The sequence below is a fragment of the Massilia scottii genome, from assembly GCF_030846495.1.
Lineage (GTDB): Bacteria > Pseudomonadota > Gammaproteobacteria > Burkholderiales > Burkholderiaceae_D > Telluria_A > Telluria_A violaceinigra.
In genome coordinates this window covers 16,439-41,258 of record NZ_JAVCWM010000037.1, presented here as the reverse complement: position 1 = coordinate 41,258, position 24,820 = coordinate 16,439, and the positions used below count along the sequence as shown (strand labels likewise).

Genomic DNA, 24,820 nt, shown 5'->3' with positions numbered 1-24,820 from the left:
CGACCGCACGGAGCGCTTATGTCCGATGAAGGCTTGCGCCCGATTATCGTCAAGCGCATCAAGAAGACCGCCGGCGGCCACCACGGCGGCGCCTGGAAGATCGCCTACGCCGACTTCGTGACGGCGATGATGGCCTTCTTCCTGCTCATGTGGCTGCTGGGTTCGACCAGCAAGGGTGACTTGAACGGCATTTCCGATTTTTTCCAGACCCCGCTGAAGGTGGCGATGGCGGGCGGCTCGGGCAGCGGCGACAGTTCCTCGATCGTGCAGGGCGGCGGCCAGGACCTGTCGCGCCGCAACGGCCAGGTCAAGCGCGGCAGCAACGATCCGGACAAGAAGAATTACGACCTGAAGGCGGCCAGGGCGATCCTCGAAGCGGCCGAGGCGGACCGCCTGAAAACGCTCAAGGCCAAGCTGGAAGCGACCATCGAGGCCAATCCGCTGCTGAAAAAGTACAAGAACCAGCTGCTGCTCGATATCACCAGCGAAGGCTTGCGCATCCAGATCGTGGACGAACTGAACCGCCCCATGTTCAACCTGGCCAAGGCCGAACTGCAGCCGTACACGCGCGACATCCTGCACGTGATCGGGATCGTGCTCAACGAAGTACCGAACCGGATCGGCCTGTCGGGCCACACCGATTCGACGCCCTACATGAGCGACACCGGCTACAGCAACTGGGAATTGTCGGCCGACCGCGCCAACGCCTCGCGCCGCGAACTGGTCATCGGCGGCATGAACGACGCCAAGATCCTGCGCGTGGTGGGGCTGGCCGCGGCCGCGCCGCTGGACCGCCAGGACCCATTCAGTGCGGCGAACCGGCGCATCAGCATCATCGTGATGAACAAGCGCACCGAAGAAGCGGTGATGCGCGATGGCGCCTCGCTGGACGTGCCGGAGCAGCCGGGCGCCGCTACGCCGGCAGCGGCGGCAGGGAAAACAGCGGCACCGGCGGTGCCGAAGGCAGCGCCATGATGGTCAGGGAAGATAGGGGAGAGGGCGAATGACAAGAAAGAAAATACTGGGCTCGCACGTGAAGCGCTTGCTGTCGGGCGTGTCGGATCACGGCAAGAAGCACCTGACGGAAGTCGAGACCGATCTGATCCAGACCGAGCTGCTGCTGGAGGAAGCCATCGACAAGCTCACCAGCAGCTTCATGGCGATCCACACGGCGGTCGGAGCCCAGCAGGACACCATCAACCTGCTGCTGGCCGGCGGCACCCCGAGCGCGGAAGAGCGCGCGCGCCTGGGCGGCATGTCGGGCGAGATCGGCGCGCACGTGAACACGGCGATCACCAGCATGCAGTTCCAGGACATGACGAGCCAGCTGATCGACCGCACCCTGAAACGGGTGACCGGCCTGCGCGAATTTCTCGGCACCCTGGGCTCGCACGGCGCCGACATCGTGCCGGAGGCGGGCAGCGAGGAAATCGTCGAACTGCTCGGCAAGGTCAGCATGGCGCTGGCGATCCAGTCGCTCGAATTACGCAGTGTACTAAGAAAAGCAGTCAATCAGCAGCATCTGGAAAGTGGCGACATAGAACTGTTTTAAGGTTCACTCTCGATGATTATGGGCGCGGTGCCCCCGATTTAAAAAAAGCAGGAGCAAAAATGGCTAAAACAATACTCGCAGTCGACGATTCCAGTTCGCTGCGCCAGATGGTGGCATTCAGTCTCAAGGCCGCCGGTTACCTCGTGGTGGAAGCGGTCGACGGCCAGGACGGGCTGGAAAAGGCCAAGCAGCAGACGGTCGACCTGGTGCTGACCGACCAGAACATGCCGCGCATGGACGGCCTGTCGCTGATCAAGCTGCTGCGCGGCCTGCCCGCGTACCAGAAGGTGCCGATCCTGATGCTGACCACCGAATCGTCCGATGAAATGAAGACCAAGGGACGCGCGGCCGGCGCCAACGGCTGGCTGGTCAAGCCGTTCGACCCGCAGCGCCTGATCGAAGTGGTCAAAAAAGTCATCGGCTGATGACCGGGGTGGGAGCACGCGCAATGATGCATCGCGAAATTCACGGAGTCTGAACATGACCATCGACATAAGCCAGTTTTTCCAGGTCTTCTTCGATGAAGCCGAAGAACTGCTGGCCGAAAAAGAGCGTCTGCTGCTGGCCGTCGACATTGCGTCGCCGGATCCGGAAGACCTGAACGCCATTTTCCGCACCGCCCACTCGATCAAGGGCGGTTCGTCGACGTTCGGCCTGAACGACATGACCGAAGTGACGCACATCCTCGAGTCGCTGCTCGACCGCATCCGCAAGGGTGAAATGGCGCTCACCGCCGAGCACGTGGACGCCTTTTTGGCGGCCAAGGACATCCTCAAGATGCAGCTCGACGGCCACCGCAACGGCGCCCACGTCGACCAGGACGCCGTGGCCGACGTGCGCATGATGCTGCAGGAGCTCTCGCAGGATGTGGTGCCGGTGGCCGCGCCGCCGGCGCCGTCGTTCATACAGAGTTCGATCAAGGCCAACGTGAGCAGCGGCGGGCGGCGCTTTCGCATCGAGATGCCGCATGTCGAGCAGCGCGACGTCAATGCGCTGACCGCCGAACTGGGGCTGCTCGGGCGCGTGTCGGTCATGCCGCTGCCGGACGACCGGCATGCGATCACCGTCACCACCCACGAGTCGCTCGAGGACATCGTCGCGATCTGCTCCTTCGTGCTCAATCCCGACGACCTGAAAATCTTCGAGGCGCCCGCGCTCACGCCCGAGCAGCAGGTCATCGAAGACCGCGAACGGGCCAAGGTCGAAGACGACATGGGCTACGGCTTCTTCGACCCGATCGACGCGCCGAGCCAGGACAAGAGCGACGAAGAGCGCGGCTACGGTTTCTTCCAGCCGATCGAACATATCCGCGCCAGCGCCGGCATCGTTGCGCCGCCGGCGGCCAGCGCCGCGCCGGCAGTGGTGCGCGCCGAGCCGCTCGACGTCACCGAAACGGCCGAGAAAAAAGTCGTCAAGAAGGACGACAAGCACGCCGCCGCCGAATCGTCGTCGATCCGCGTCTCGATCGAGAAGGTCGACCAGCTGATCAACCTGATCGGCGAACTGGTGATCACCCAGGCCATGATCGAGCAGCGCAGCGACGCGCTCGACCCGATGCTGCACGAGCGCCTGTTGAACAGCGTCAGCCAGCTCACGCGCAATACGCGCGACCTGCAGGAAGCGGTCATGTCGATCCGCATGATGCCGATGGATTTCGTGTTCTCGCGCTTTCCGCGCATGGTGCGCGACCTGGCGGCCAAGTTGGGCAAGAAGGTCGACTTCATCACCAACGGCGCCGCCACCGAATTGGACAAGGGCCTGATCGAGCGCATCGTCGATCCGCTCACCCACCTGGTACGCAACAGCATCGACCACGGCATCGAAATGCCGGAAGCGCGCGCCGCCGCCGGCAAGACCGAAGCGGGGCGCCTGTTCCTCTCGGCCGGCCACCAGGGCGGCAATATCGTGATCGAAGTATCCGACGACGGCGCTGGCCTGAACCGCGAACGCATTCTCGCCAAGGCGGCCCAGAGCGGGCTGCCGGTGAACGAGAACATGAGCGACGCGGACGTGTGGCAGCTCATTTTCGCGCCGGGCTTTTCGACCGCCGAAACCGTCACCGACGTGTCGGGACGAGGCGTGGGCATGGATGTCGTCAAGCGCAACATCATGGCCATGGGCGGCTCGGTCGATATCCGCTCGGCCAAGGGCTTCGGCACCACGATCTCGATCTCGCTGCCGCTCACGCTGGCCATCCTGGACGGCATGTCGATCCGCTGCGGCGAAGAAGTGTATATCCTGCCGCTCGGCTTCGTGGTCGAGTCGCTCCAGCCTTCGCCGGAAGACATCAAGGAAATCTCCGGGCGCGGCCCCGTGATCAAGGTGCGCGGCGAATACCTGCCCCTGATTCCGCTGTACCAGATGTTCGACATCGTGCCGCGCTTTACCAATCCGTGCGAAGGCATCGTCGTGATCCTGGAGTCGGACGGGCGCAAGGCCGGGCTGTTTGTCGATGATCTGGTCGGACAGCAGCAGGTCGTGGTCAAGAACCTCGAATCGAATTACCGCAAGGTGACCGGGATTTCCGGCGCCACCATCCTCGGCGATGGCGGCGTGTCGCTCATTCTCGATGTCTCGGCCCTGATGCGCTCCTCGCGCCAGCTGGCCGACGACGCCATCTTCTCCTAACCAATACCAGCAACCAGATAGGAATTTATCATGTCAATGACCTCAACCTCCTCCAAGAACGGCGACGTCAAGGATGGCGCCGGAAGCGAGTTCCTGGCCTTCACGCTCGGCTCCGAAGAATACGGGATCGACATCCTGAAAGTGCAGGAAATCCGCGGCTACGAAGTGGTGACCCGCATCGCCAACGCGCCGGAGTTCATCAAGGGCGTGATCAACCTGCGCGGCATCATCATTCCGGTGGTGGACATGCGCATCAAGTTCAACCTCGGCACCCCGGTGTACGACCAGTTCACGGTGGTCATCATCCTCAACATCGGCGGGCGCATCATGGGCATGGTGGTCGACAGCGTCTCCGACGTGACCACGCTCACGCCCGAGCAGATCAAGCCGGCCCCGGAAATGGGCACCGCCTTCGGTTCCGACTACCTGGTGGGCCTGGGCACGGTCGACGAGCGCATGCTGATCCTGATCGATATCGACAAGCTGATGTCGTCGGGCGAAATGGGCCTGATCGAAAAACTGGCCGCCTGAGACACGCAAGACATACAACCGCAATGCCGGCGCCAGCGGCTCGACAGAAGCCGCCACGCCACCATCATATGAAGTATCGAGGAGAGAACGATGAATCTGCGCGATTTTAAAATTGGTACGCGTCTGGCCTTCGGTTTCGGCAGTATCCTGCTGATTCTGGTGGCGATGGCGTTGATGGCGAGTTTGCTCAATTCGCGCAACAAGAACAGCCTGATGACTGGCCTGGCCAGCTCCAGCGCCCAGAACCTGCATGCGGCAAGCATGAAGAGCGCGATGCTCGAAACCGGCATCGCCATGCGCAATATCGGCCTGCAGGCCGACGTCGCGCTGATGCAGAAGGAACAGGACAAGGTCAAGGTGCAGAGCAAGCGCTATGAGGATGCGCGCACCAGGCTGCAGGCGACGGGCCTGGACGAAGCCGAAACCAGGCTGCTGTCCGACATCGCCGCGCTCGACAAGGAGGTCGACGTCGCCTTCAAGGAAGCCATCGGCCAGGTGCTGGCGTTTAACAGCGAAGGCGCGGCCAAGGTGATCGCCCAGCGCATCGATCCGCTGAACCAGAAGACGCTCGATGTCCTCAACAAGCTGGTCGACAAGCAGCAACTGGAAGCGGACGATTTCCTCAAGAAGTCGGTGCTGGCCGACCAGCGCGTGGGCATGATCATGTTCGCGGTGTGCGCCCTGGCCGTGGCGCTGGGCGTGGTGTGCGCCCTGGTCATCACGCGCTCGATCGCCGCGCCTCTGCTGGGCGCCGTACGGGTGGCCAAGAAGGTCGCCGCGGGCGAACTGACCTCGGAAATCCGGGTCGAGGGCAAGGATGAAACGAGCGAACTGCTGCAGGCGCTCAAGGACATGAACGACAGCCTGTCGAAGACCGTCGGCGACGTGCGCTCCGGGACCGACATGATCACCGTGGCTTCGCAGGAAATCGCCTCGGGCAACGCCGACCTGTCGTCGCGCACCGAGTCGCAAGCCAGTTCGCTCGAAGAAACGGCCAGCTCGATGGAAGAACTGACCAGCACCGTCAAGCAGAATGCCGACAATGCGCGCCAGGCCAACCAGCTGGCCGTGTCGGCATCGTCGGTGGCGGTCAAGGGCGGCGCCGTGGTGTCGCAGGTTGTCGATACGATGGGCTCGATCAAGGAAAGCTCGCGCAAGATCGTCGACATCATCGGCGTCATCGACGGCATCGCCTTCCAGACCAACATCCTGGCGCTGAATGCCGCGGTGGAAGCGGCGCGCGCCGGCGAACAGGGCCGCGGCTTCGCGGTGGTGGCCTCGGAAGTGCGCAACCTGGCGCAGCGCTCGGCCGGTGCGGCCAAGGAAATCAAGTCGCTGATCGGCGACTCGGTCGACAAGGTCGATGCCGGCAGCAAGCTGGTCGACGAAGCCGGCCAGACCATGGACCTGATCGTGACCTCGATCAAGCAGGTGGCCGACATCATGGGCGAGATCACCGCGGCGACCCAGGAACAGAGCAACGGCATCGAGGAAGTCAACCAGGCCATCACCCAGATGGACGAAATGACGCAGCAGAACGCGGCCCTGGTCGAGCAAGCCGCGGCAGCGGCGGAAAGCATGCAGGAGCAGGCGCAGTTGCTGGCCGCCGCCGTGAGCATCTTCAAGCTCAATGGCGACGAGCGCAAGGCGGCCGTGCATGCGCCTGCCCCATCGCGCGCCGCGCCGGCGCCGCAGCGCGCCCCGGCGCGCGCGGTCGCCACCGTGGCCAGGCCGGCGCCGGCGGCCAAGCCGCGCAAGCTGGCCGCGGCGGCGCCGGGAGACGACTGGGAAGAGTTTTAAGCGGCCGGCGGCCAGCCGGCCGCACGCGCATACAAACGGAAACAGGGTGAAGCAAGGTGACGCAAACGAAAACGGAAACCGTCAAGGAATTCAACTTCACCAAAAGTGATTTTGAGCGCGTGCGCGCGCTGATTTACGAGCGCGCCGGCATTTCGCTGGCCGACAGCAAGCAGGAAATGGTCTACAGCCGCCTGGCGCGCCGTCTGCGCGCCACCGGCATCGTCTCGTTCGGGCGCTACCTGGACGACCTGGAAGCGGGGCGCCTGGGCGAGGAGTGGGAGTCGTTCACCAACGCGCTCACCACCAACCTGACCTCGTTCTTCCGCGAGTCGCACCACTTCCCGCTGCTGGCCGAGCATGTGAAAAAGCTGCGCGACCATCCGATCCAGATCTGGTGCTCGGCCGCTTCCACCGGCGAGGAACCGTATTCGATCGCCATGACCGTGTGCGAAGCGTTCAACACGCTCACGCCGCCGGTGCAGATCATCGCCACCGACATCGACACCAACGTGCTGGCCACGGGCGCCAACGGCGTCTACGGGATCGACCGCATCGACAAGCTCGAACCGGAACGGGCGCGGCGCTTTTTCTTGCGCGGCAAGGGCGACCAGGAGGGCATGGTGCGCGTGCGTCCCGAACTGCGCCAGCTGGTCACCTTCAAGCAGCTCAATTTGTTGGGCGACGGCTGGCCCCTGAAAGGCCCGTTCGACGTCATTTTCTGCCGTAACGTGATGATCTATTTCGACAAGGCGACCCAGCGCAAGATCCTGTCGCGCTTCGTGCCGCTGATGAAGCCCGACGCACTGCTGTTTGCCGGCCACTCCGAGAATTTCCTGTATGTGTCGGAGTCGCTCAAACTGCGTGGCAAAACCGTGTACGAACTCGATGGTCGCCGGAGCTGATGCGACCCGCAGTGAACTGAGAACTGAACATGGCTATCGAAATCAAAGAACAATTCGCAACCAACGTGTATTACGACCGCACCTTCGACTGCGACGCGGCCAAGATCCTGCCGGGCGAGTACTACTACACGCCCAAGGACATGCTGATCGTGACGGTGCTCGGTTCCTGCGTGTCGGCCTGCATCCGCGACAAGGTCACCGGTTTGGGCGGCATGAACCACTTCATGCTGCCGGACGGCGGCAGTGACCCGAACAGCCCGATTTCGGCCTCGATGCGCTACGGGACGTACGCGATGGAAGTGCTGATCAACGACCTGCTCAAGGCCGGCGCGCGGCGCGAGAACATGGAAGCGAAAGTGTTCGGCGGCGGCGCGGTGCTGCGCGGCTTTACCGCGATTAACGTGGGCGAACGCAATGCGGCGTTCGTCATGAACTTCCTGAAAACCGAAAAGATGCGCGTGGTGGCCGAAGACCTGAACGACATCTGGCCGCGCAAGGTGTATTTTTTCCCGCGCACCGGCAAGGTACTGGTCAAGAAGCTGATGCAGACCCATAACGATACCCTGGCGCGGCGCGAACTCGATTACGCCAGCCGCCTCAAGGTCGAACCGGTCGGCGGCGCGATCGATCTGTTCTAGCCTACCGCTCCTGAATCCTGAAAGCCCTATATGAAGATCAAAGTACTGATCGTGGACGACTCGGCGCTGATCCGCAGCGTCATGAGCGAGATCATTTCGAGCCAGCCCGACATGGAAGTGGTGGGCGTGGCGCCCGATCCGCTGGTGGCGCGTGAACTGATCAAGCAGACCAACCCGGACGTGCTCACGCTCGACGTCGAGATGCCCAAGATGGACGGCCTCGACTTCCTCGAGAAGCTGATGCGCCTGCGCCCGATGCCGGTGGTGATGGTGTCCTCGCTGACCGAGCGCGGTTCCGAAATCACCATGCGCGCGCTGGAACTGGGCGCGGTCGATTTCGTGACCAAGCCGAAGATCTCGATCCAGAGCGGCATGCGCGAATACACGGAACTGATCTCGGACAAGATCCGCGCCGCGTCCAAGGCGCGCATCAAGCCGCGCACCGTCACCGGCGACAAGCCGGCCGGCGCGCTGCCGGCCCTGCGCAATCCGCTTACCTCGTCGGAAAAGCTGATCATCATCGGCGCCTCCACCGGCGGCACCGAAGCGATCCGCGAATTCCTGATGCAGATGCCGTCCGACTGCCCCGGCATCCTGATCGCCCAGCATATGCCGGAAGGGTTCACCACCTCGTTCGCGCGCCGTCTCGACACCCTGTGCAAGATCAGCGTGCGCGAAGCGGCCGGCGACGAGCGCGTGCTGCCCGGCCACGCCTATATCGCGCCGGGCCACTCGCACCTGCTGCTGGCGCGTTCGGGCGCCAATTATGTGACCCGCATCGAGCAGAGCGAACCGGTCAACCGGCACCGCCCCTCGGTCGACGTGCTGTTCCGCTCGGCGGCCCAGGCGGCCGGCAAAAATGCGGTCGGGGTGATCCTGACCGGGATGGGCAAGGACGGCGCGGCCGGCATGCTCGACATGAAAACGGCGGGCGCCTACAACTTCGCCCAGGACGAGGCATCGTGCGTGGTGTTCGGCATGCCGCGCGAAGCGATCGCCATGGGCGGCACCCACGAAGTGGGGGCGCTGAGCGCGCTGCCGGGCATGGTCCTTGGCTATCTGGCAACGCATGGCAGCCGCGCGTTGCGCGTTTGATCCGCTTTGGTCCGGTTTGGCCCGAATTACTGTCTTTTTGCTGCTCGTTTATTCGCTTCACAGCAACAAAACTGCTATCCTTTAGTCTGCTTCGCCAGTAGGGGGAAGTCTGTCAATAACCTAAGTAAGAGAATCAACGGAGTAATTTAATGGCTGATCCAAAGATGCGTTTTTTAGTTGTTGACGATTTCTCCACGATGCGCCGCATTGTGCGTAATCTGTTGAAAGAACTGGGTTATGCCAATGTCGACGAGGCGGAAGACGGCGTCATGGCGCTGGCCAAGCTGCGTAGCGAAACCTTCGACTTCGTGGTCTCGGACTGGAACATGCCCAATATGGATGGCCTGACCATGCTGCAAAACATCCGCGCCGACCCCGCGCTGGCCAAGCTGCCGGTGCTGATGGTGACGGCCGAAGCCAAAAAAGAGAACATCATCGCCGCCGCCCAGGCCGGCGCCAATGGCTATGTCGTCAAGCCGTTCACGGCCGCCACGCTCGACGAAAAGCTGAACAAGATTTTCGAGAAGCTCGAAAAAAGCGGAGCGTGACCATGAGCGAGCACCTCACCGGAGGCGCGGGCCAGGCGGACGGTGGTTCGGACGAGCCGGGCGTGCACGACGAGTTCCTCAGCCGTATCGGCCACATGACGCGCGCGCTGCACGAGAGCCTGCGCGGCCTTGGCCTGGACAAATTGATCGAAAAAGCCGCCAGCGACATTCCGGATGCGCGCGACCGCCTCGACTACGTGGCGCGCCTGTCCGAACAGGCAGCCCAGAAGGTGCTCACCGCGACCGAAGGGGCTGGCCCCCTGCAGGACCAGATCGACAGCGGCGCGGCCGGCCTGTCGGCCTCGTGGCAGTCGCTGCTCGACGCGCCCGCCACCAGCGACGCCGAATGGCGCGCGCTGGCCGAGCGCAGCGTGGCGGCCATGGCCCAGGCACGCAGCGCCAGCAGCGCCACCAAGGGCTACCTGATGGACATCATGATGGCCCAGGACTTCCAGGACCTGACCGGGCAAGTGATCACCAAGGTGACCACCATTACCCGCAACCTGGAACAGCAACTGGTGCAGATGCTGGTCGATTTTGCGCCGGCCGAGGTCAAGCGCGAATACGACAACGGGCTGCTCAATGGCCCGCAGATCGACCCCACCCGGCACGACGTGGTGTCGAACCAGGGCCAGGTCGACGATCTGCTGGACAGCCTGGGCTTTTAAGCCGGCTGAGATTTTGAGTCAGGCGGGGCGCATTGCCCCGCTTTCGCATGGCATCACCTACACGACCCATACAATGCACGAATCAAACTTTATCGTCCGCGAACCCCTGCTCGATCCCAAGCAGCGCGTGATCGGTTATGAATTATCCTGGCAGCATCACGAAGGCCAGCCCGTCACCGACGAAGAGCTCGAGGCGCTGATCGGCTTCGTCGCCGAAAACGTCAATGACGACGAGCACGGCTGGCTGCTGAAAGACAAAGTCCTGTTCCTCGACGCGGTCCCGAACATGCTTTCGACCGACGCCCTGTTCGCCATGCCGCCCGAGCGCACCGTGCTGACCATGAAGGCTTCCGACCTGGCCGACCCGGACACCCTGGCCGCGGTGCAGGGCTTGCGCGCCGGCGGCGTCGGCATTTCGGTGCGCGACGGCGACCTGGCCCACCTCGGCAAGAACCTGGGCATGAGCGCTTCCTACATCGAAGTGCGCTTCTCGGGCGCCGACGTGGCGGCTCAGGCGCGCACCTATGCGGCCGCCAAGCAATCGTCGGTGCGCATGGTGGGCCGTCCGGTCACCACCTGGGCCGACTTCGATGCCTGCGCCGCGCTCGGGCTCGATGCCTTCGTCGGCAAGCTGCACCTGACGCCGCGCGCCGGCACGCCCGTCAAGGGCATGAACCCGGCCCAGACCATCATCCTGCAGCTGATGCAGATGGTGCAAAAGAACGAAGACATTCCCAAGATCGAAAGCGTGCTCAAGCGCGATCCGGCGCTCTCGTACAAGCTGCTGCGCTTCATCAACTCGGCCGGTTTCGGGGTCGGGCGCGAAATTCAATCGCTGCGCCAGGCCATCACCATGCTCGGCTACTCGCCGATGTACCGCTGGCTGACCCTGTTGCTGGCCACGGCCAGCACCAGCGGCTACTCGCCGGTGCTGATGGAAACGGCGGTCGTGCGCGGCCGCCTGACCGAGCTGCTCGGCAACAAAGGCTTGCCGCGCAGCGAGAGCGAAAACCTGTTCATGACCGGCATGTTCTCGCTGCTCGACCGTCTGCTGGGCCTGTCGATGAAAGAAGTGCTCGAGACCATCCAGCTGCCGGACGAAGTGGTGCGCGCGCTGCTCACCCGTGGCGGCGCCTATGGTCCGTACCTGGCGCTGGCTGAAGCGTGCGAGCTCAACTCGCAGCTGGTGGCCTCGCTGGCCAAGTCGATCAACATATTGCCGGTCGACGTCAACAAGGCCCACCTGTCGGCACTGGCCTGGGCGCAAAACGTCAGCACCTGACCCTGCGCGTTCCCTTTGTTGCTTAACCGGGGTCAGACCTCCGATTAGAAAGATTTCTGATCGGAGGTCTGACCCCGGTTCTTTCACGACCGAGAATCCACATGAAGAACGGCGCATTGCTCTCACCCGTCCGGATCGGACGTCTCCTTCTGCTTGCCAGCCTGCTGGCCGCGAGCGCCGGTGCGCAGGCCCAGGATAGCGCCGGCGTGGCTCCGACGGTAGCGGCCGCGCCGCCAAGCGACACCCCGAAGACACCGGACGAGACGCCCTCTGTCGACGTGGAGGCCCGGATTGTTCCATCGCCGTGGTCGCCGTTCCGATATTGCACCTCGCCGGACTACCCTAAAGGTTCGCTGCGCAACGGGGAAGAAGGCTTGGTCACCGCCGCCTTTCTGGTTGCGCAGGACGGTCAGGTGATCGATGCGCGGGTCATGAAAACGAGTGGATTCGAGGCGCTGGACAAAGCCGCCATTCGCGCGCTGTTAAAGTGCCGCTTTGCGCCCGCCGTCATGTTTGGCGTGCCGATCCGGAAATGGATGGGGACGGGATATAGCTTTGTGATCCATTGACGGAGGTTATCTTGCTAAAATGCCATTACGCATGAAAGTCTATCTGGACGATGAGCGAGCTACGCCCGATGGCTGGGTGCGGGTGTACTGGCCGGACGAGGCGATTGCCTTGCTGGCGAGCGGGGACGTGACGCACATCAGCCTCGACCACGATCTGGGCGATGACGCGCGCGGCACCGGTTACGACGTCGTGCTGTGGATCGAGGAACAGGTATTCACCGCGGGTTTTCGCCCGCCTGCGATGCGGGTGCACTCGGCCAATGCCTCCGCGCGCAAAAAAATGGAAGCGGGAATCCGAACAATCGAACGTGTCGCCGGCCGTGCTGGCACTGAATAAAGGAAATTTTGTGGGGAAAAAATTGATCTCACGTGTGATCGCAGGCGCCCTGATCGCCGTGTTTTCGGGCGCGGCATGCGCCAATCCGGTCCACATGACGCTGGCCAAGATGACGCAAACCAAACGCAAGGCGGCGCTGGGAGAGGCGGTGACGGATGCGGGCATCAAATGCATCGGCATCAAGCGCGCGATCTACCAAGGCAGCGACGAGCGCGACACGGCGCTGTGGAGTGCGCGCTGCGTCGACGGCAGGCTGTTCGCGGTCGAGATCGATAACGACGCGCAAGGCACGACCCGAGTAGAGCGCTGCAAAACACGCAAGCGCGGCGCCAGCAACTGCAAGTTCAAGGGCAGATTCTGAGGCCGGATCAGCTTACCCCTTAGAATGACTTTCGCTAGCGGAGAAAGATTATTGCAATGAATATCGACGCGTTGGCAGCCACGATCCAGGCATCCGAGGATTTTGCGCCGTTGACAGCGCATCTCGGCTACCTGCGTGATATTGCGCAACCCTGTATCGAGATGCGTTTGCTGGACGGCGTGGCCGCAGCGTCAGCGAGCCGGTTTGGTGGCATGCCGATGGTGCCGGCCGGCTTTGTGTGGCCGACGCACGCCGTCGGCCAGTATCGGTTCCTCGGGCAGATTAACTTCAGTGATATCGCGTCGCCGTCGGCGTTGCCGAGCACGGGCGTGTTGAGCTTGTTCTATGCGAGCGACGAGGATGGCGAGTGTTTTTGGGGAGATCCCGATTATGTCGTCGCCTATTATTGGGACAATCCAGACCAGCTAGCGCATGTCATCGCTTCCGACAGGAACCCGGGCCACAGTGCCGCACTTGATTTCAAAGCAGGAATCAGCATTCCCCGGCATTACGAGCTGCGCGATGACTGGCCGTTCGACGAGTATAGCCAGGAGGCGGACCGCGTGTTCAGTGCTTTATGGCAATTGCAAGCGGATGATTACCTGCTCGGGTATCCATCCTTCGATTCCCTGGCGTACGATCCAACACCGGAGAAGGACTGGGTATGCCTGATGACGCTGGTCTCGCATGAGACGCTGCAGTGGTGCTGGCAGGACGGCGCCAAGCTGATGGTGTTTATTCACAAAGACAAGCTCAAGGAAGTTGATTTCAGTGAGCTGCGCTGCGATGCCGGATGAATTTTGGCTGCGACCTGGAAAAAGCAAAACCGGGGTCAGAGCAAAACCGGGGTCAGATACCGTCTTGAATAGCAAGTCGGTTCGGTAAATAATTTGCGTCAAAGGGGGCGCCTGTGCGAATCACACCGTAGATCAGGTGTGTCAGCTTGTGCATCACGGCGCCGATAACGGCCTTTTTCGACATTCCGGTGGCTAACAGGCGTTCGGCGAACTGTCGCAAGATCGGGTTATGGCGGCGCGCCACCATGCTTGGCATGAACAGCGCTGCCCTCAAAGATGAGTTGCCGGCCTTGCTCACCATCGTTCTTCCTCTCACCGAGCTGCCTGAAGTGCGCTGCTTTGGGGTGACGCCCAGGAAGGCAGCGAAGGCCTTCGCATTGTCGAAGCGCCGAATGTCTCCAAGGTGACCGAGGAGTCGGGCGACAGTCGTCATGCCGATCCCAGGGATGCTGGCAATGAGACGCGCATCGTCCTTGAGCCCAGGATGCCGGTCGATGTGATCGTCGATCTCGTTCTCCAGCTTGTTGATTTCGGCATCGAGCCAGACGATGTGCTGCGTCACATGGGCTGCAACGTCCCGCATGCCGGCAACCGTGTGGGCTTCTAACCGGTTCACTTCCTGCTGCCGAATGTCTTTTAATGCTTGAACGCGCAACGTCCAGGCCCGTAGCTGACGCTGCTCCAGGGGCGGTGGCGTCCATGGCTCGGGTTCCATGGCCAGGCAGTAGCGTGCAATCAACCGGGAGTCGATCTCATCATTCTTGTTACGTATGTTTTCGCTATAGCCGAATCCCTTGACCCCGGGTGTCCCGGGTGTCGGAGCTTTTCGCCTTCCTGTGTCAGCGTTGGCGCGGCGGTGTCAGATTTCGAGGTTGTCGATCAGGCGGGTGGTACCGAGCTTGGCCGCGGCGAGGACCACCAGCGGCGCGCCTTGCGCCAGGTCGCCCGCGGTCGGCGGCTGCAGGTCGTTTTGCTTGCGGATCGAGATGTAATCCGGCTTCCAGCCGCGCCGCGCCAGGTCTTCCATCGCCTTGTGTTCAAGCTGGAAAATGTCCAGGTGGCCGGAACGCACTTCATTGGCCACGGCATTCAGACTCTGGTACAGCGCCGGCGCTTCAGCCCGCTCAGCTTCCGACAGGTACATATTGCGCGACGACAGCGCCAGCCCGTCGTCGGCACGCCAGGTCTCGGCCGCGATGATCTGCGTCGGCAGGGCGAATTGACGGCTCATGTTGCGCACCATCATCAGCTGCTGGTAATCCTTCTTGCCGAACACGGCAACCTTCGGTTGTACGCACGAAAACAGTTTCAGGACGATGGTGGTCACGCCCGTGAAAAAGCCCGGACGGAATTCGCCTTCGAGCGTATTGCCGAGGTCTTGCGGCGGGCTGACGCGGAATTCTTGCGGTTCAGGGTACAAGTCCTTCTCGGTCGGCGCAAACAGCACATACACGCCTTCCTTTTCGAGCTTTTCGACGTCGGCCTGGAAGGTGCGCGGGTATTTGTCGAAGTCTTCGTTCGGCCCGAACTGCAGGCGGTTGACGAAGATCGAGGCCACCACCGGGTCGCCATGCTTGCGCGCCAGACGCATCAGCGACAGATGCCCTTCGTGCAGGTTGCCCATTGTCGGCACGAAGGCCGTGCGCAGCTGGCCGCTGAGCTGGTCGCGCAGTTCTTCAACGGAAGAGATGATTTTCATGGGGGCAGTTCCTCAAACGGGTATCAAATGAATCGGCTTACGCCGGGGAGTAGGCGAGGCGCACGTAAATCGGCGCGAACGGTTCGGCTTGGGTAATTTCTATCAGGGTTTCCTTGGCCAGTTCCAGCATGGCCACGAAGTGCACCACGACGATGGGCACGCCGCCCTGGCCCTGGAACAAATCGGCGAATTCCACGAAGCGCGCCGATTGCAGTTGCCGCAAGATCGAGGTCATGTGCTCGCGCACCGACAGTTCCTGGCGGCTGATGCGGTGATGCTGGGTCAGCTTGGCGCGCTTGAGCACGTCCAGCCAGGCGCGCTGCAAGTCCACCGGGTCGACATCGGGCCAGTTGGGGATGTTGCTCTGTTCGACGAACAAGGCGGGACGGGTGAAGTCGCGGTCGAGCTGGGGAATGGCGTTGATTTCGTAGGCGGCCAGCTTGATCTGCTCGTAGTCGAGCAGGCGCCGCACCAGGTCGGCGCGCGGATCGTAGGTGTCGAGCAGGTCGTCGTCGACCACGCGCTGCGGCAGCAGCATGCGCGATTTGATTTCGATCAGCATGGCGGCCATCAGCAGGTATTCGGCGGCCAGTTCCAGGTTGTGCAGGCGGATCTGGTCGACATATTTCAGATATTGCAGGGTGACCTGCGCCATCGGAATGTCGAGGATGTTGAAGTTTTGCTTGCGGATCAGGTACAGCAGCAGGTCGAGCGGACCTTCGAAGGCGTCGAGGAAGATTTCGAGCGCGTCGGGCGGGATGAACAGGTCGGTCGGCATGCGCAGCAGCGGCTCGCCGTATAAACGGGCAAAGGCGGGCACTTCGGGCGGCGTTTCCAGCACCGCCGGCAGCTCGAGCGGCGCGGCAGGCGCGTCGGTGGGCAAGCCACCCGGCTCGGTGGCGAGTTCTTCCGTCGCCGCCTCTTCTGGCAACATGGTCTCGCCCCTGGACGTCAGAGTTTGTTCTGGTACACGTACGCTTGTTGGCTGACGCGCGATTCCTTGGTTTTATCCTGCTCGGCCAGGGAAGTCGGTGCCTTGTCCCACAGCAGCGCACGGCCGGCGATCTGACCGGCCTCCATCTCGGGATTCTTGGCCTTGAGTTCGCGGATGAACTTGGTGTGGTCGGATTCGTAAAGCTGGAATTGTTTGGTCAGTTTCATGATATGGACACGGGTAGCGACGCGGGTAGCGACTTGGGTAGCGGACAATGCTATTTTACCGCGAGCAAGGCGGCAGGGGGAATTCGTCGGCCGCCATGGCGGCCGACGACCAGTTGCGCTCGCGCGCTTACGGGTGCAGCAGGTTCAGTTGCTTGGCGATGATGTCGTGATTGAGCCACACCACCGGGGCAATTTTCTCGGCCGCGCCGTAGAACATCAGCGGACCGGCGCTTTCCAGCACCAGCGCGCTCAGGTGGTCGGTGATCAGGGCCTTGCGGTCCTTGTGCAGCTTGGTCATGTCGTCCGAGGTGCCGATCATTACTTCCGCCAGGGGCGGCGTGTTGTCCATCGGCCAGGCATCGAAATTGCGGAAACTGGCGCTGACCGGGTCATTGTTATAGGCCTCGATCTGGTCGATCAGGCTTTGCAGCGAGACACCGTCGTTCAGCAGTTCCTGGCAGGTGGCCCATTGCTGCTCGGCCCAGGCGCCGCCGCCTTCGCGTTTCAGGGCGGCGAGCAGGGGGAACAGCGACAGTTCGACACCCGCGAAAATGTCCGACGAGTTGGTGCGGATTTCCGGGCAGTTGAACACGGTCGCGCTGACTCCCTGCGCCCAGGCTGCCTGCGCAACGCTTTCGAGGCGCATCTTGGCGTAGCCCTGGGTGTAGTTGGTGTAGGTCTGCCACTGGTACTTGCCGTCGATCAGGATCTCGCTGCCGTGGTAGCCGTAGGCCGTGTAGCGCACCTGGCCGCCCTTGGCGGTGATGCGATCGCGGATGGCGGCGCTGGCGGTAATCAGGTGTTGCAGGGTGTTGGCGGTGACTTCGTCGAAGTTCATCAAAATCAGCTTGCCGAGGTCGCTATCGAGCAGTTCGCGCGAGGACATGAAGCGCTCGCCGCGGCCCTTGTAGATGCGGTTGGCGATGGCCAGGAAAGCCTTGATCTTCGGAATGCCGCCGGCCATGGTGTGGGCGAAGAAGACGTTGCTGCCGTCTGGAATGAGCTTGTCGATCTCGGCCATGGCCTGGGCGGCGGAGGCGGCGAAGCGGCGCACGCCGACTTCACGGCAGCGCTCGACCGCGGCCCAGTCCAGCTTTTCGTCCTGCCAGCCCTTGAGGGTGAGGCCGGACAGCATCTCGGTCGGGTTCTGTTCGCCTTCGGGCGCGTCGAGGTCGAAACCGGCCATCAGCGGCACGTTGATGATGCGTCCGCCCAGCTTGGCTTCGGCTTCGGCCAGTTCTTCTTCGTTGAGTGCGCGCAGCGCGTTGTTCTCGTCGCGCCGGCCGACGGTGATGCCGACGATGGTCATGCCGGCCTTGCGTGCCTCATCGATCAGGCCGTTAGCGTAGCCGCGGCCGAACAGTTCGCCGAACAGTACGAACACGTCGCCCTTGCGAAACAGGTTGGCGTGCGGGATGTGCCTCAAGGAAGTCAATTCGGTCATAGATACCACTCAAAAGTAAGAAGGTTCGGGCCCCGGGCCCACCACCCCGGCCGGCGCCATGAGGGCGCAGGTGCGGGGCATGTTGTTTTTCTCGTCAAGCGCGACATTATAGCCCCCCGCTTGCGGCGCCCGATATCGGCAGCCATGCGATTAGGTACAAGCGTAGCGATCGTCTCAATGGCGCAGCACGCGCCGCATGACGCGCGGCGGCGGTTCGAGCGCGTTGGCGTGGGAGTATTCAAGTTCGTCGGCCAGCTCGAATTCGTAGGCGGCGTACAGGTCGAGCAGCCTGGGCTGGTCGTCGCGCACGGCCAGGCGCAGTTCCTGCACGCCGCTGGCCAGGCCCTGGTGGATCACCGCTTCGAGCAGGTGCTGCGACAGGTTGCCGCCGCGGTATTGCGGCAGCACGCCCATGCGCCGGATTTCCCATACGTCCGGCTCGAATTCGTGGGGAGCCCAGCGCACCGAGCCGACCGGTGCATCGTCCAGCAACAGGATGAAGGCGCCGCCGTCGCGCAGCTGTTCGGCCACGCGCTGGGCGGTCTCGCGGTGGCCGCTCGACGTCACTGTCACCGTACCGGCCCAGGAAGCCCGGGTCAGGTCGGCGATCAGTTGGGCGTCGTCATCGCCAGCCGGGCGCACCACGAGGTTCATCGGCGTCCTTAGCTGATACGCATGCCCGGCTGCGCGCCCGGCCATGGTTCCAGCACATACAAGCCGGGCGGTCCGTCGATACGGTTGGCTTTCTCATCGGCGGCTGACGCGCACAGAACCATGCCTTCGGAGACGCCGAATTTCATCTTGCGCGGCGCCAGGTTGGCCACCAGCACGGTCAGTTTGCCGATCAGTTGCTCGGGCGTGTAGGCCGACTTGATGCCGGAGAACACGTTGCGCAGACGGCCTTCGCCCACGTCCAGGGTCAGGCGCAGCAGCTTGTCGGAGCCGTCCACCTGTTCGCAGTTGACGATCTTGGCGATGCGCAGGTCGATCTTGGTGAAGTCGTCGATCTTGATTTCCGGCGCCAGTTCTTCGATATCGCCGCGCTCCGGCGCGTCGAGTGCCGGCGCGGCGACGGCTGGCGCCGGTGCAGGCACGGCCACCACGGCCGGCTTGTCGATCAGCGCTTCGACCATCTTGGCATCGATGCGGGTCATCAGGTGGCTGTAGGCGCCGATTTCGCGGCCGAGCATGGTTTCGTACACGGCGGCGCCCGTCGTGTCGCTCCAGCTCAATGCGTCGTCGCGCAGGAATTCGGCGACCTTGGCGGCAATTTGCGGCAGTACCGGCGAGAGCATGATGGTGATCTGGCGGAACAAGATCAGCGCGGTAGTGCAGACATCGTGCAGTTGCGCTGTTTTTTCCGGGTCCTTGGCCAAGATCCACGGCTTGTTTTCATCGACATACTGGTTGGTGATGTCGGCGATTTCCATGATTTCGCGCAGCGCCTTGCCGAACTCGCGGCTCTCGAAGTTGGCGGCGATGCTGGCCTGGCGTTCATTGCCGTCAACCGTCAGCGCGCGCCCGATCCACTGCTGCGCGTGCGGCGACAGGGTGGAGGTCAGCTTGCCCTCGAAATTCTTGGCGATGAAGCCGGCGCAGCGGCTGGCGATGTTGACGTATTTGCCGATCAGGTCGCTATTCACGCGCGCAATGAAGTCCTCGCCGTTGAAGTCGAGGTCTTCCACCTTCGAGTTCAGCTTGAAGGCAATGTAGTAGCGCAGCCATTCCGGATTCATCTTCAGGTCGAGGTAGCGCAGCGGCGAAATGCCGGTGCCGCGCGACTTCGCCATCTTTTCACCGTTCAGTGTCAGGTGGCCGTGCACATTGACTTTCAGCTTGTCGATCACCGGGTGGCCGGCGAAATTGAGCATCGCTGGCCAGAACAGCAGGTGGAAGGACACGATATCCTTGCCGATGAAGTGGACTTGCTCGGTGTCCGGATCGTTCAGCAGGGCATCGAAATCCATCCCTTTTTTGCTGCAGTAATTTTTCAGGCTGGCCAGGTAGCCGACCGGCGCGTCCAGCCACACATAGAAAAACTTGCCCGGCGCATCAGGAATCGGGATGCCGAAGTAGGGCGCATCGCGCGAAATATCCCAGTCGGCCAGTTTCTCGCCGGCGTCGCCGAGCCACTCGGAGACCTTGTTCACCATTTCCGACTGCAAACGGCCAGGCGTGTTCAGCCATTCCTTGAGGAAGGTGTAGCAGCGCGGGTCCGACAGGGCGAAGAAATACTGTTCCGATGGCTTCAGGATTGGCGTGGAGCCGGTGAACACCGAGAACGGGTTCACCAGTTCGGTCGGCTGGTAGGCCGCGCCGCAGACTTCGCAATTGTCGCCGTACTGGTCCTTGGCGCCGCATTTCGGGCACTCGCCCTTGATGTTGCGGTCGGCCAGGAACATGCCCTTGACCGGGTCGAAGAAGCGGTCGACCGTCTTGGTGACGATCAGGCCGGTATCGCGCAGCTTGCGGTAGATGCCTTGCGACAGCTCCACGTTTTCAGGCGAATCGGTCGAGTACCAGTTATCGAAGGCAATGTGGAAGCCGTCCAGGTATTGCGGACGGTCGGCCGCGATCTTGGCCACGAATTCCTGGGGCGTGATGCCTTCCTTTTCGGCCGCGATCATGATCGGCGTGCCGTGGGTATCGTCGGCGCAGACGAAGTGGACTTCACGCTGGCCGTCCGCATCGCGTTGCATTCGCTGAAAACGGACCCAGATATCGGCCTGGATGTATTCCATCATGTGGCCGATGTGAAAGGCGCCGTTGGCGTAAGGCAGGGCGGTGGTGACGAACAGCTTGCGAGTCATGGTTGAAATGCGCTTATTGGAAAGTTTATCAAGAAAAACAGAGAAGCATTTTACCAGCGGATGACCCGACTGCGCACAGGGGTTTGCCCGGATTTGCCATTCAGGCAAGGCTTGACAGGGCGATTTGCGCTAAACTTCGGCATGTTTCGGCATCATATTCCCTGGAGATTTACATGAGCATCACAGTAGAAGACGTCAAGAATGCACTGACGGCGGTTATCGATCCGAACACCCAGAAAGATTTCGTTTCTTCCAAGACGATCAAGAATATCAAGCTCGACGGCAACGATATCGCGCTCGACGTCGAACTCGGCTATCCGGCCAAAAGCCAGATCGACCCCATCCGCAGCGCCATCGTGGCCGCCCTGCAGGCCCTGCCGGGCGCGGGCCGGATCAATCCGAACGTGTATTCCAAGATCATTTCCCACACCGTGCAGCGCGGCTTGAAGATCATGCCGAACGTGAAGAACATCATCGCGGTGGCATCCGGCAAGGGTGGCGTGGGCAAGTCGACCACGGCGGTCAACCTGGCGCTGGCACTGGCGGCCGAGGGCGCCAGCGTTGGCGTGCTGGACGCGGACATTTATGGTCCGTCGCAGCCGATGATGCTGGGGATTAACGGGCGTCCGGAAACCACCGACGGCAAGACCATGGAGCCGCTGGAAAACCACGGCCTGCAAGTGTCCTCGATCGGCTTCATGATCGATCCGGACGAGCCGATGGTGTGGCGCGGCCCGATGGTCACGCAGGCGCTGCAGCAGTTACTGGAGCAAACCAACTGGCGCGACCTCGATTACCTGATCGTCGACATGCCGCCAGGCACCGGCGACATCCAGCTGACCCTGTCGCAAAAAGTGCCGGTCACGGGCGCGGTGATCGTCACCACGCCGCAGGACATCGCCCTGCTCGACGCCCGCAAGGGCTTGAAAATGTTCGAGAAAGTCGGCATTCCGATCCTCGGCGTGGTGGAAAACATGAGCACGCACATCTGCTCGAACTGCGGCCACACCGAAGCCATTTTCGGCCATGGCGGCGGGGCGAAAATGTGCACCGACTTCGGCGTGGAATTCCTCGGCGCCTTGCCGCTGACGATGTCGATCCGCGAACAGACCGATTCGGGCCGCCCGACGGTGGTGGCCGAGCCCAACGGCCCGGTGGCGCAGATCTACAAGGACATTGCGCGCAAGGTGGCCATCAAGATCGCCGAAAAGGCGAAAGACATGACCAGCAAGTTTCCGAGCATCGTCATCAAGAATGACTAAGCCAGGCTAATGTGTGGCGCTTGCCGGCGCCCACGTGCAAAATAGGCAACGTTTGGCGCACCCTGCGCCAGGCAGCCTTTTACCAACCGCAAAGGAATTCACTTGAAATCTTTCATCAAGCACGTCGTCTTTTCCGCATCCCTGCTGGCCATGGCGGCCGCGTCGGCCCAATCGGTCTCGTTCGTCGAGCCGGCCGACGGCGCGACCGTCAAGAGCCCGTTCAAGGTGAAATTCGCCGTCGAAGGCATGGATGTCAAGCCGGCCGGCGCGCTGGTGGCCAATTCGGGCCATCATCACCTGGTCATCAACGGCGCCGCGATCAAGGAAGGCGATTCGATCCCCTTCGACGACAAGCACTTGCATTTCGGCAAGGGCCAGACCGAAACCGACGTCAAGCTGCCACCGGGCGAGTACACCCTGACGATGCAGTTCGCCAACGGTGCGCACCAGTCTTACGGCACGCCGATGAGCAAGTCGATTACGGTGACCGTCAAGTAATTCCCGCGCGAGCGCTGGCGGCAGTACAATTGTTCTTATTGAGAAAACAATTTCCGCCATGAAGCGCTCCGATTCCCCTGTGGATGTTGCCAGACGCGCCCTGTTGCTGGGCGCGGCCGCGGCCTTGGCCCTGCCGGCTGGTGCCGCGCCGCGCGAGCTGCTCGTCGTCGGCGCGCACTTTGCGCGCGTGTACGAGCGCGCCAATGGCGAATTTTCGGGCATGGCGGTCGAGATCATCCGCGCCATTGCCGGCGAACTGGGCCAGCCGGTGCATTTCGAGCTGTACCCGTGGGCGCGCGCGCAGTCGATGGCGGCGCAGGGGCAGGCCGATATCCTCGTCGGCCCCTACAAATCGCCCGAGCGGCTTGAGCTCTTCATCTTCTCCGAACGTCCTTTTTACCAGGACCAGATGGTGTTCTTTTCGCGCAGCACCGCCCCGTTCGCCTGGGATGGCCTCTACGCCTCGCTGCGCGGCAAGCGCATCGTCATCATCAACGGCTGGGCCTACGGAGACGAGTTCAATGCCGCACTCAAGGACTTGTCGGTCAGCGTGACCAATTCGGTCGAATCGGCACTGACCATGCTGGCGCACGGGCGGGTGGACTTGTTTGCCAGCAACGTGCGCAATACCGAGCCGGTGATTCCGCTGCTGGCGCTGGAGGGCAAGGTGGTGCCGGTCGGCCGCACCATTTCCCTGCAACGTGGTTTTTTCGCCTTCCCCAAGCGCCCGGAATACGACATCATGCGCGCGCGCTTCGACCGCGCCTTCAATGCCTATGTCGACAGCGGCGAACTGCGCAAGCTCGGCAAGCGCCTCAACGTGCAGGTTCCCTGAGCGGCCGGCCACGGCCGGGCGTGTCTCAGGCGCGACGGTGCTGATAACTTCCTCGTAGAATCGACAACTTGCGGTTACCATACGCGCAGGATGACGCTTTGACAATGGTCATGTACCAAGTTGATTTTTCGCAGGGATGCGTCCGTACGCCCACCTGCTCCCCCTGGAGACAAAATGATAAAGAAAAACATAGTGCGTGCTGCTTGCGTGTCGGCAGTGGCAGTGTTGGGCGTGCAAGGTGTGGCCTCGGCCGCGATTTTGAGCGTTGGCCCGGGCAAGACCTACGCGACCCCGTGCCGCGCGATTGCGGCGGCAAAAAACGGCGACCGGATCCAGATTGAAGGTGGCGTGGTGTACAGCGGCGACGTTTGCGCCATTTACGCCAGTTACCTGACGATCCAGGGCGTGAACGGCCGTCCGCGCATCGATGCGGCCGGCAAGAATGCGATGGGCAAGGCGATCTGGGTGGTGGTCGGCAACACCGTGCTGATCGAAAACGTGGAAATGTACGGCGCCAAGGTTCCGGACCGCAACGGCGCGGCGCTGCGCCTGGAAGGGACGGGCTTTACCTTGCGCAATAGTTTCCTTCATAGCAATGAAAATGGCATTCTCAGCGGTGCGAATCCGCTCAGCGATATCGTCATCGAAGGCACCGAATTCGGCCGCAACGGGTATGGGACGGGGCAGACGCACAATCTGTATATCGGCAAGGTGCGCAGTTTGATGTTCCGCCGCAACTTCTCGCATGATGCGCACGTGGGCCACAACCTCAAGTCGCGCGCGCAGACCAACCATATCCTGTACAACCGTTTTTCCAGCCTGCGTCCGGGCGAGACCGGTTCGACGGCGGCGGGGCAGCCGAGTTACGAGATCGATTTGCCGAATGCGGGCACCTCGTACGTGATCGGCAATGTGATCCAGCAGCCGGCCGCCAACCAGAACGGGGCGATGCTCGCTTACGGGGAAGAGGGCGCCACCAATACCGGGCACGATTTGTATGTGGTGAATAACACGTTTGTGAACGACGATACGGCGCGCGGGGTGTTCGTGATGGTCGGTTCGGGCGTGACCAAGCCGGTACTGCTGCAGAATAATATCTTTTCGGGGATCGGGACCTTGAGTACGCAGGTCAGCACGGTGGCCAAGACCAATTACCGCTCGATCGCGCCGGGGTTCGTGAACCGCGCGACGTACGATTTGCGGCCGACGCCATCGCCGCTGGTGGTCAATGCGGGCACCGATCCTGGGGTGTCGGCGACGGGATATTCGCTCACGCCGGTGGCGCAGTACAAGCACGTGGCGTTCTGGGTCGGCCGGCCGGTGATCAGCCAGCTCGATATCGGGGCGTATGAGGCGACGTCGATAGCACCGTAAGCTCTCAAACGTCGTTCCCGCGCCGCCTT

General features: G+C 62.2%; 27 protein-coding genes. 20 read left to right on the top strand and 7 right to left on the bottom strand.

Annotation, left to right across the window (positions count from 1 at the left end; all coding sequences use genetic code 11):
- The first annotated feature begins 18 nt into the window (after positions 1–18).
- From motB to RBA41_RS30680, 16 genes are all read left to right on the top strand, one after another.
- Positions 19–975: a flagellar motor protein MotB gene (gene motB / locus RBA41_RS30755; protein ID WP_306628155.1), complete on the top strand. Its 957-nt coding sequence runs from the start codon at positions 19–21 to the stop codon at positions 973–975.
- 28 nt (positions 976–1,003) lie between these two features.
- Positions 1,004–1,552 carry a chemotaxis protein gene (locus RBA41_RS30750; RefSeq protein ID WP_306628154.1) on the top strand — a complete coding sequence of 183 codons (549 nt, stop codon included), beginning with the start codon at positions 1,004–1,006 and terminating at the stop codon, positions 1,550–1,552.
- A gap of 59 nt (positions 1,553–1,611) precedes the next feature.
- Positions 1,612–1,977, top strand: coding sequence for a response regulator (locus tag RBA41_RS30745; protein ID WP_054267173.1), 366 nt, complete (start codon positions 1,612–1,614; stop codon positions 1,975–1,977).
- Positions 1,978–2,032: 55 nt separating this feature from the next.
- Positions 2,033–4,180 carry a chemotaxis protein CheA gene (gene cheA, locus RBA41_RS30740; RefSeq protein ID WP_306628153.1) on the top strand — a complete coding sequence of 716 codons (2,148 nt, stop codon included), beginning with the start codon at positions 2,033–2,035 and terminating at the stop codon, positions 4,178–4,180.
- Positions 4,181–4,216: 36 nt separating this feature from the next.
- Positions 4,217–4,711: a chemotaxis protein CheW gene (locus RBA41_RS30735; RefSeq protein ID WP_306628173.1), complete on the top strand. Its 495-nt coding sequence runs from the start codon at positions 4,217–4,219 to the stop codon at positions 4,709–4,711.
- A 90-nt stretch (positions 4,712–4,801) separates the two neighbouring features.
- A complete protein-coding gene (locus tag RBA41_RS30730) occupies positions 4,802–6,511 on the top strand; it encodes a methyl-accepting chemotaxis protein (protein ID WP_306628152.1) in 1,710 nt (569 codons plus the stop codon).
- 56 nt (positions 6,512–6,567) lie between these two features.
- Positions 6,568–7,413, top strand: a complete 846-nt coding sequence (locus RBA41_RS30725) for a CheR family methyltransferase (protein WP_306628151.1) — start codon at positions 6,568–6,570, stop codon at positions 7,411–7,413.
- 29 nt (positions 7,414–7,442) lie between these two features.
- Positions 7,443–8,051, top strand: coding sequence for a chemoreceptor glutamine deamidase CheD (gene cheD, locus RBA41_RS30720; protein WP_181002760.1), 609 nt, complete (start codon positions 7,443–7,445; stop codon positions 8,049–8,051).
- Between the two features lie 30 nt (positions 8,052–8,081).
- A complete protein-coding gene (locus RBA41_RS30715; protein ID WP_306628150.1) occupies positions 8,082–9,146 on the top strand; it encodes a protein-glutamate methylesterase/protein-glutamine glutaminase in 1,065 nt (354 codons plus the stop codon).
- 149 nt (positions 9,147–9,295) lie between these two features.
- Positions 9,296–9,694 carry a chemotaxis response regulator CheY gene (gene cheY, locus RBA41_RS30710; protein ID WP_054267179.1) on the top strand — a complete coding sequence of 133 codons (399 nt, stop codon included), beginning with the start codon at positions 9,296–9,298 and terminating at the stop codon, positions 9,692–9,694.
- Between the two features lie 2 nt (positions 9,695–9,696).
- Positions 9,697–10,362: a protein phosphatase CheZ gene (gene cheZ / locus RBA41_RS30705; protein ID WP_306628149.1), complete on the top strand. Its 666-nt coding sequence runs from the start codon at positions 9,697–9,699 to the stop codon at positions 10,360–10,362.
- Positions 10,363–10,435: 73 nt separating this feature from the next.
- Entirely contained in the window at positions 10,436–11,644 is a 1,209-nt protein-coding gene (locus RBA41_RS30700; RefSeq protein ID WP_306628148.1) for an EAL and HDOD domain-containing protein, read from the top strand.
- A gap of 101 nt (positions 11,645–11,745) precedes the next feature.
- Positions 11,746–12,213: an energy transducer TonB gene (locus RBA41_RS30695; protein ID WP_306628147.1), complete on the top strand. Its 468-nt coding sequence runs from the start codon at positions 11,746–11,748 to the stop codon at positions 12,211–12,213.
- Between the two features lie 31 nt (positions 12,214–12,244).
- On the top strand, positions 12,245–12,550 hold the full coding sequence (locus RBA41_RS30690; RefSeq protein ID WP_306628146.1) for a cyclic-phosphate processing receiver domain-containing protein: 306 nt from the start codon (positions 12,245–12,247) through the stop codon (positions 12,548–12,550).
- A gap of 22 nt (positions 12,551–12,572) precedes the next feature.
- Complete coding sequence (locus tag RBA41_RS30685; protein ID WP_306628145.1) at positions 12,573–12,911, top strand: hypothetical protein; 339 nt, start codon at positions 12,573–12,575, stop codon at positions 12,909–12,911.
- A 56-nt stretch (positions 12,912–12,967) separates the two neighbouring features.
- On the top strand, positions 12,968–13,708 hold the full coding sequence (locus RBA41_RS30680; protein WP_306628144.1) for a YwqG family protein: 741 nt from the start codon (positions 12,968–12,970) through the stop codon (positions 13,706–13,708).
- A 52-nt stretch (positions 13,709–13,760) separates the two neighbouring features.
- On the opposite strand, the gene RBA41_RS30675 is transcribed toward RBA41_RS30680, so the two are convergent.
- From RBA41_RS30675 to metG, 7 genes are all read right to left on the bottom strand, one after another.
- Complete coding sequence (locus RBA41_RS30675) at positions 13,761–14,480, bottom strand: IS110 family RNA-guided transposase (protein WP_306628171.1); 720 nt, start codon at positions 14,478–14,480, stop codon at positions 13,761–13,763.
- An 87-nt stretch (positions 14,481–14,567) separates the two neighbouring features.
- Positions 14,568–15,407 (bottom strand): pantoate--beta-alanine ligase, encoded by an 840-nt coding sequence (gene panC, locus RBA41_RS30670; RefSeq protein ID WP_054267184.1) that lies wholly within the window; start codon positions 15,405–15,407, stop codon positions 14,568–14,570.
- A 37-nt stretch (positions 15,408–15,444) separates the two neighbouring features.
- The gene (locus RBA41_RS30665; protein ID WP_306628143.1) at positions 15,445–16,341 is read right to left on the bottom strand and encodes a segregation and condensation protein A; all 897 of its coding nucleotides are present in this window, start codon (positions 16,339–16,341) and stop codon (positions 15,445–15,447) included.
- Positions 16,342–16,358: 17 nt separating this feature from the next.
- The gene (locus RBA41_RS30660; RefSeq protein WP_099876892.1) at positions 16,359–16,568 is read right to left on the bottom strand and encodes a DUF3460 family protein; all 210 of its coding nucleotides are present in this window, start codon (positions 16,566–16,568) and stop codon (positions 16,359–16,361) included.
- A 127-nt stretch (positions 16,569–16,695) separates the two neighbouring features.
- Positions 16,696–18,012: an enoyl ACP reductase FabMG family protein gene (locus RBA41_RS30655; protein ID WP_306628142.1), complete on the bottom strand. Its 1,317-nt coding sequence runs from the start codon at positions 18,010–18,012 to the stop codon at positions 16,696–16,698.
- 174 nt (positions 18,013–18,186) lie between these two features.
- Entirely contained in the window at positions 18,187–18,666 is a 480-nt protein-coding gene (locus RBA41_RS30650; RefSeq protein ID WP_306628141.1) for a GNAT family N-acetyltransferase, read from the bottom strand.
- Positions 18,667–18,674: 8 nt separating this feature from the next.
- Positions 18,675–20,822, bottom strand: coding sequence for a methionine--tRNA ligase (metG, locus tag RBA41_RS30645; RefSeq protein ID WP_306628140.1), 2,148 nt, complete (start codon positions 20,820–20,822; stop codon positions 18,675–18,677).
- A gap of 173 nt (positions 20,823–20,995) precedes the next feature.
- Between metG and apbC the strand changes: the two genes are divergently transcribed.
- The 4 genes from apbC to RBA41_RS30625 all read left to right on the top strand — a co-directional run bounded on the left by apbC (position 20,996) and on the right by RBA41_RS30625 (position 24,791).
- Positions 20,996–22,084: an iron-sulfur cluster carrier protein ApbC gene (apbC, locus tag RBA41_RS30640; protein ID WP_306628139.1), complete on the top strand. Its 1,089-nt coding sequence runs from the start codon at positions 20,996–20,998 to the stop codon at positions 22,082–22,084.
- A 150-nt stretch (positions 22,085–22,234) separates the two neighbouring features.
- Positions 22,235–22,582, top strand: a complete 348-nt coding sequence (locus RBA41_RS30635; RefSeq protein ID WP_306628170.1) for a DUF4399 domain-containing protein — start codon at positions 22,235–22,237, stop codon at positions 22,580–22,582.
- A gap of 58 nt (positions 22,583–22,640) precedes the next feature.
- Positions 22,641–23,417 (top strand): substrate-binding periplasmic protein, encoded by a 777-nt coding sequence (locus RBA41_RS30630; protein ID WP_306628138.1) that lies wholly within the window; start codon positions 22,641–22,643, stop codon positions 23,415–23,417.
- Positions 23,418–23,591: 174 nt separating this feature from the next.
- On the top strand, positions 23,592–24,791 hold the full coding sequence (locus RBA41_RS30625; protein WP_306628137.1) for a right-handed parallel beta-helix repeat-containing protein: 1,200 nt from the start codon (positions 23,592–23,594) through the stop codon (positions 24,789–24,791).
- Positions 24,792–24,820: the final 29 nt, after the last annotated feature.

What these genes read in the sequence shown, in the direction of transcription:
- motB (WP_306628155.1), top strand. Translation starts at nt 19, where the DNA reads ATGTCCGATGAAGGCTTGCGCCCGATTATCGTCAAGCGCATCAAGAAG.
- RBA41_RS30750 (WP_306628154.1), top strand. Translation starts at nt 1,004, where the DNA reads ATGACAAGAAAGAAAATACTGGGCTCGCACGTGAAGCGCTTGCTGTCG.
- RBA41_RS30745 (WP_054267173.1), top strand. Translation starts at nt 1,612, where the DNA reads ATGGCTAAAACAATACTCGCAGTCGACGATTCCAGTTCGCTGCGCCAG.
- cheA (WP_306628153.1), top strand. Translation starts at nt 2,033, where the DNA reads ATGACCATCGACATAAGCCAGTTTTTCCAGGTCTTCTTCGATGAAGCC.
- RBA41_RS30735 (WP_306628173.1), top strand. Translation starts at nt 4,217, where the DNA reads ATGACCTCAACCTCCTCCAAGAACGGCGACGTCAAGGATGGCGCCGGA.
- RBA41_RS30730 (WP_306628152.1), top strand. Translation starts at nt 4,802, where the DNA reads ATGAATCTGCGCGATTTTAAAATTGGTACGCGTCTGGCCTTCGGTTTC.
- cheD (WP_181002760.1), top strand. Translation starts at nt 7,443, where the DNA reads ATGGCTATCGAAATCAAAGAACAATTCGCAACCAACGTGTATTACGAC.
- RBA41_RS30715 (WP_306628150.1), top strand. Translation starts at nt 8,082, where the DNA reads ATGAAGATCAAAGTACTGATCGTGGACGACTCGGCGCTGATCCGCAGC.
- cheY (WP_054267179.1), top strand. Translation starts at nt 9,296, where the DNA reads ATGGCTGATCCAAAGATGCGTTTTTTAGTTGTTGACGATTTCTCCACG.
- cheZ (WP_306628149.1), top strand. Translation starts at nt 9,697, where the DNA reads ATGAGCGAGCACCTCACCGGAGGCGCGGGCCAGGCGGACGGTGGTTCG.
- RBA41_RS30700 (WP_306628148.1), top strand. Translation starts at nt 10,436, where the DNA reads ATGCACGAATCAAACTTTATCGTCCGCGAACCCCTGCTCGATCCCAAG.
- RBA41_RS30695 (WP_306628147.1), top strand. Translation starts at nt 11,746, where the DNA reads ATGAAGAACGGCGCATTGCTCTCACCCGTCCGGATCGGACGTCTCCTT.
- RBA41_RS30690 (WP_306628146.1), top strand. Translation starts at nt 12,245, where the DNA reads ATGAAAGTCTATCTGGACGATGAGCGAGCTACGCCCGATGGCTGGGTG.
- RBA41_RS30680 (WP_306628144.1), top strand. Translation starts at nt 12,968, where the DNA reads ATGAATATCGACGCGTTGGCAGCCACGATCCAGGCATCCGAGGATTTT.
- panC (WP_054267184.1), bottom strand. Translation starts at nt 15,407, where the DNA reads ATGAAAATCATCTCTTCCGTTGAAGAACTGCGCGACCAGCTCAGCGGC.
- RBA41_RS30665 (WP_306628143.1), bottom strand. Translation starts at nt 16,341, where the DNA reads ATGTTGCCAGAAGAGGCGGCGACGGAAGAACTCGCCACCGAGCCGGGT.
- RBA41_RS30660 (WP_099876892.1), bottom strand. Translation starts at nt 16,568, where the DNA reads ATGAAACTGACCAAACAATTCCAGCTTTACGAATCCGACCACACCAAG.
- RBA41_RS30655 (WP_306628142.1), bottom strand. Translation starts at nt 18,012, where the DNA reads ATGACCGAATTGACTTCCTTGAGGCACATCCCGCACGCCAACCTGTTT.
- RBA41_RS30650 (WP_306628141.1), bottom strand. Translation starts at nt 18,666, where the DNA reads ATGAACCTCGTGGTGCGCCCGGCTGGCGATGACGACGCCCAACTGATC.
- metG (WP_306628140.1), bottom strand. Translation starts at nt 20,822, where the DNA reads ATGACTCGCAAGCTGTTCGTCACCACCGCCCTGCCTTACGCCAACGGC.
- apbC (WP_306628139.1), top strand. Translation starts at nt 20,996, where the DNA reads ATGAGCATCACAGTAGAAGACGTCAAGAATGCACTGACGGCGGTTATC.
- RBA41_RS30635 (WP_306628170.1), top strand. Translation starts at nt 22,235, where the DNA reads ATGGCGGCCGCGTCGGCCCAATCGGTCTCGTTCGTCGAGCCGGCCGAC.
- RBA41_RS30630 (WP_306628138.1), top strand. Translation starts at nt 22,641, where the DNA reads ATGAAGCGCTCCGATTCCCCTGTGGATGTTGCCAGACGCGCCCTGTTG.
- RBA41_RS30625 (WP_306628137.1), top strand. Translation starts at nt 23,592, where the DNA reads ATGATAAAGAAAAACATAGTGCGTGCTGCTTGCGTGTCGGCAGTGGCA.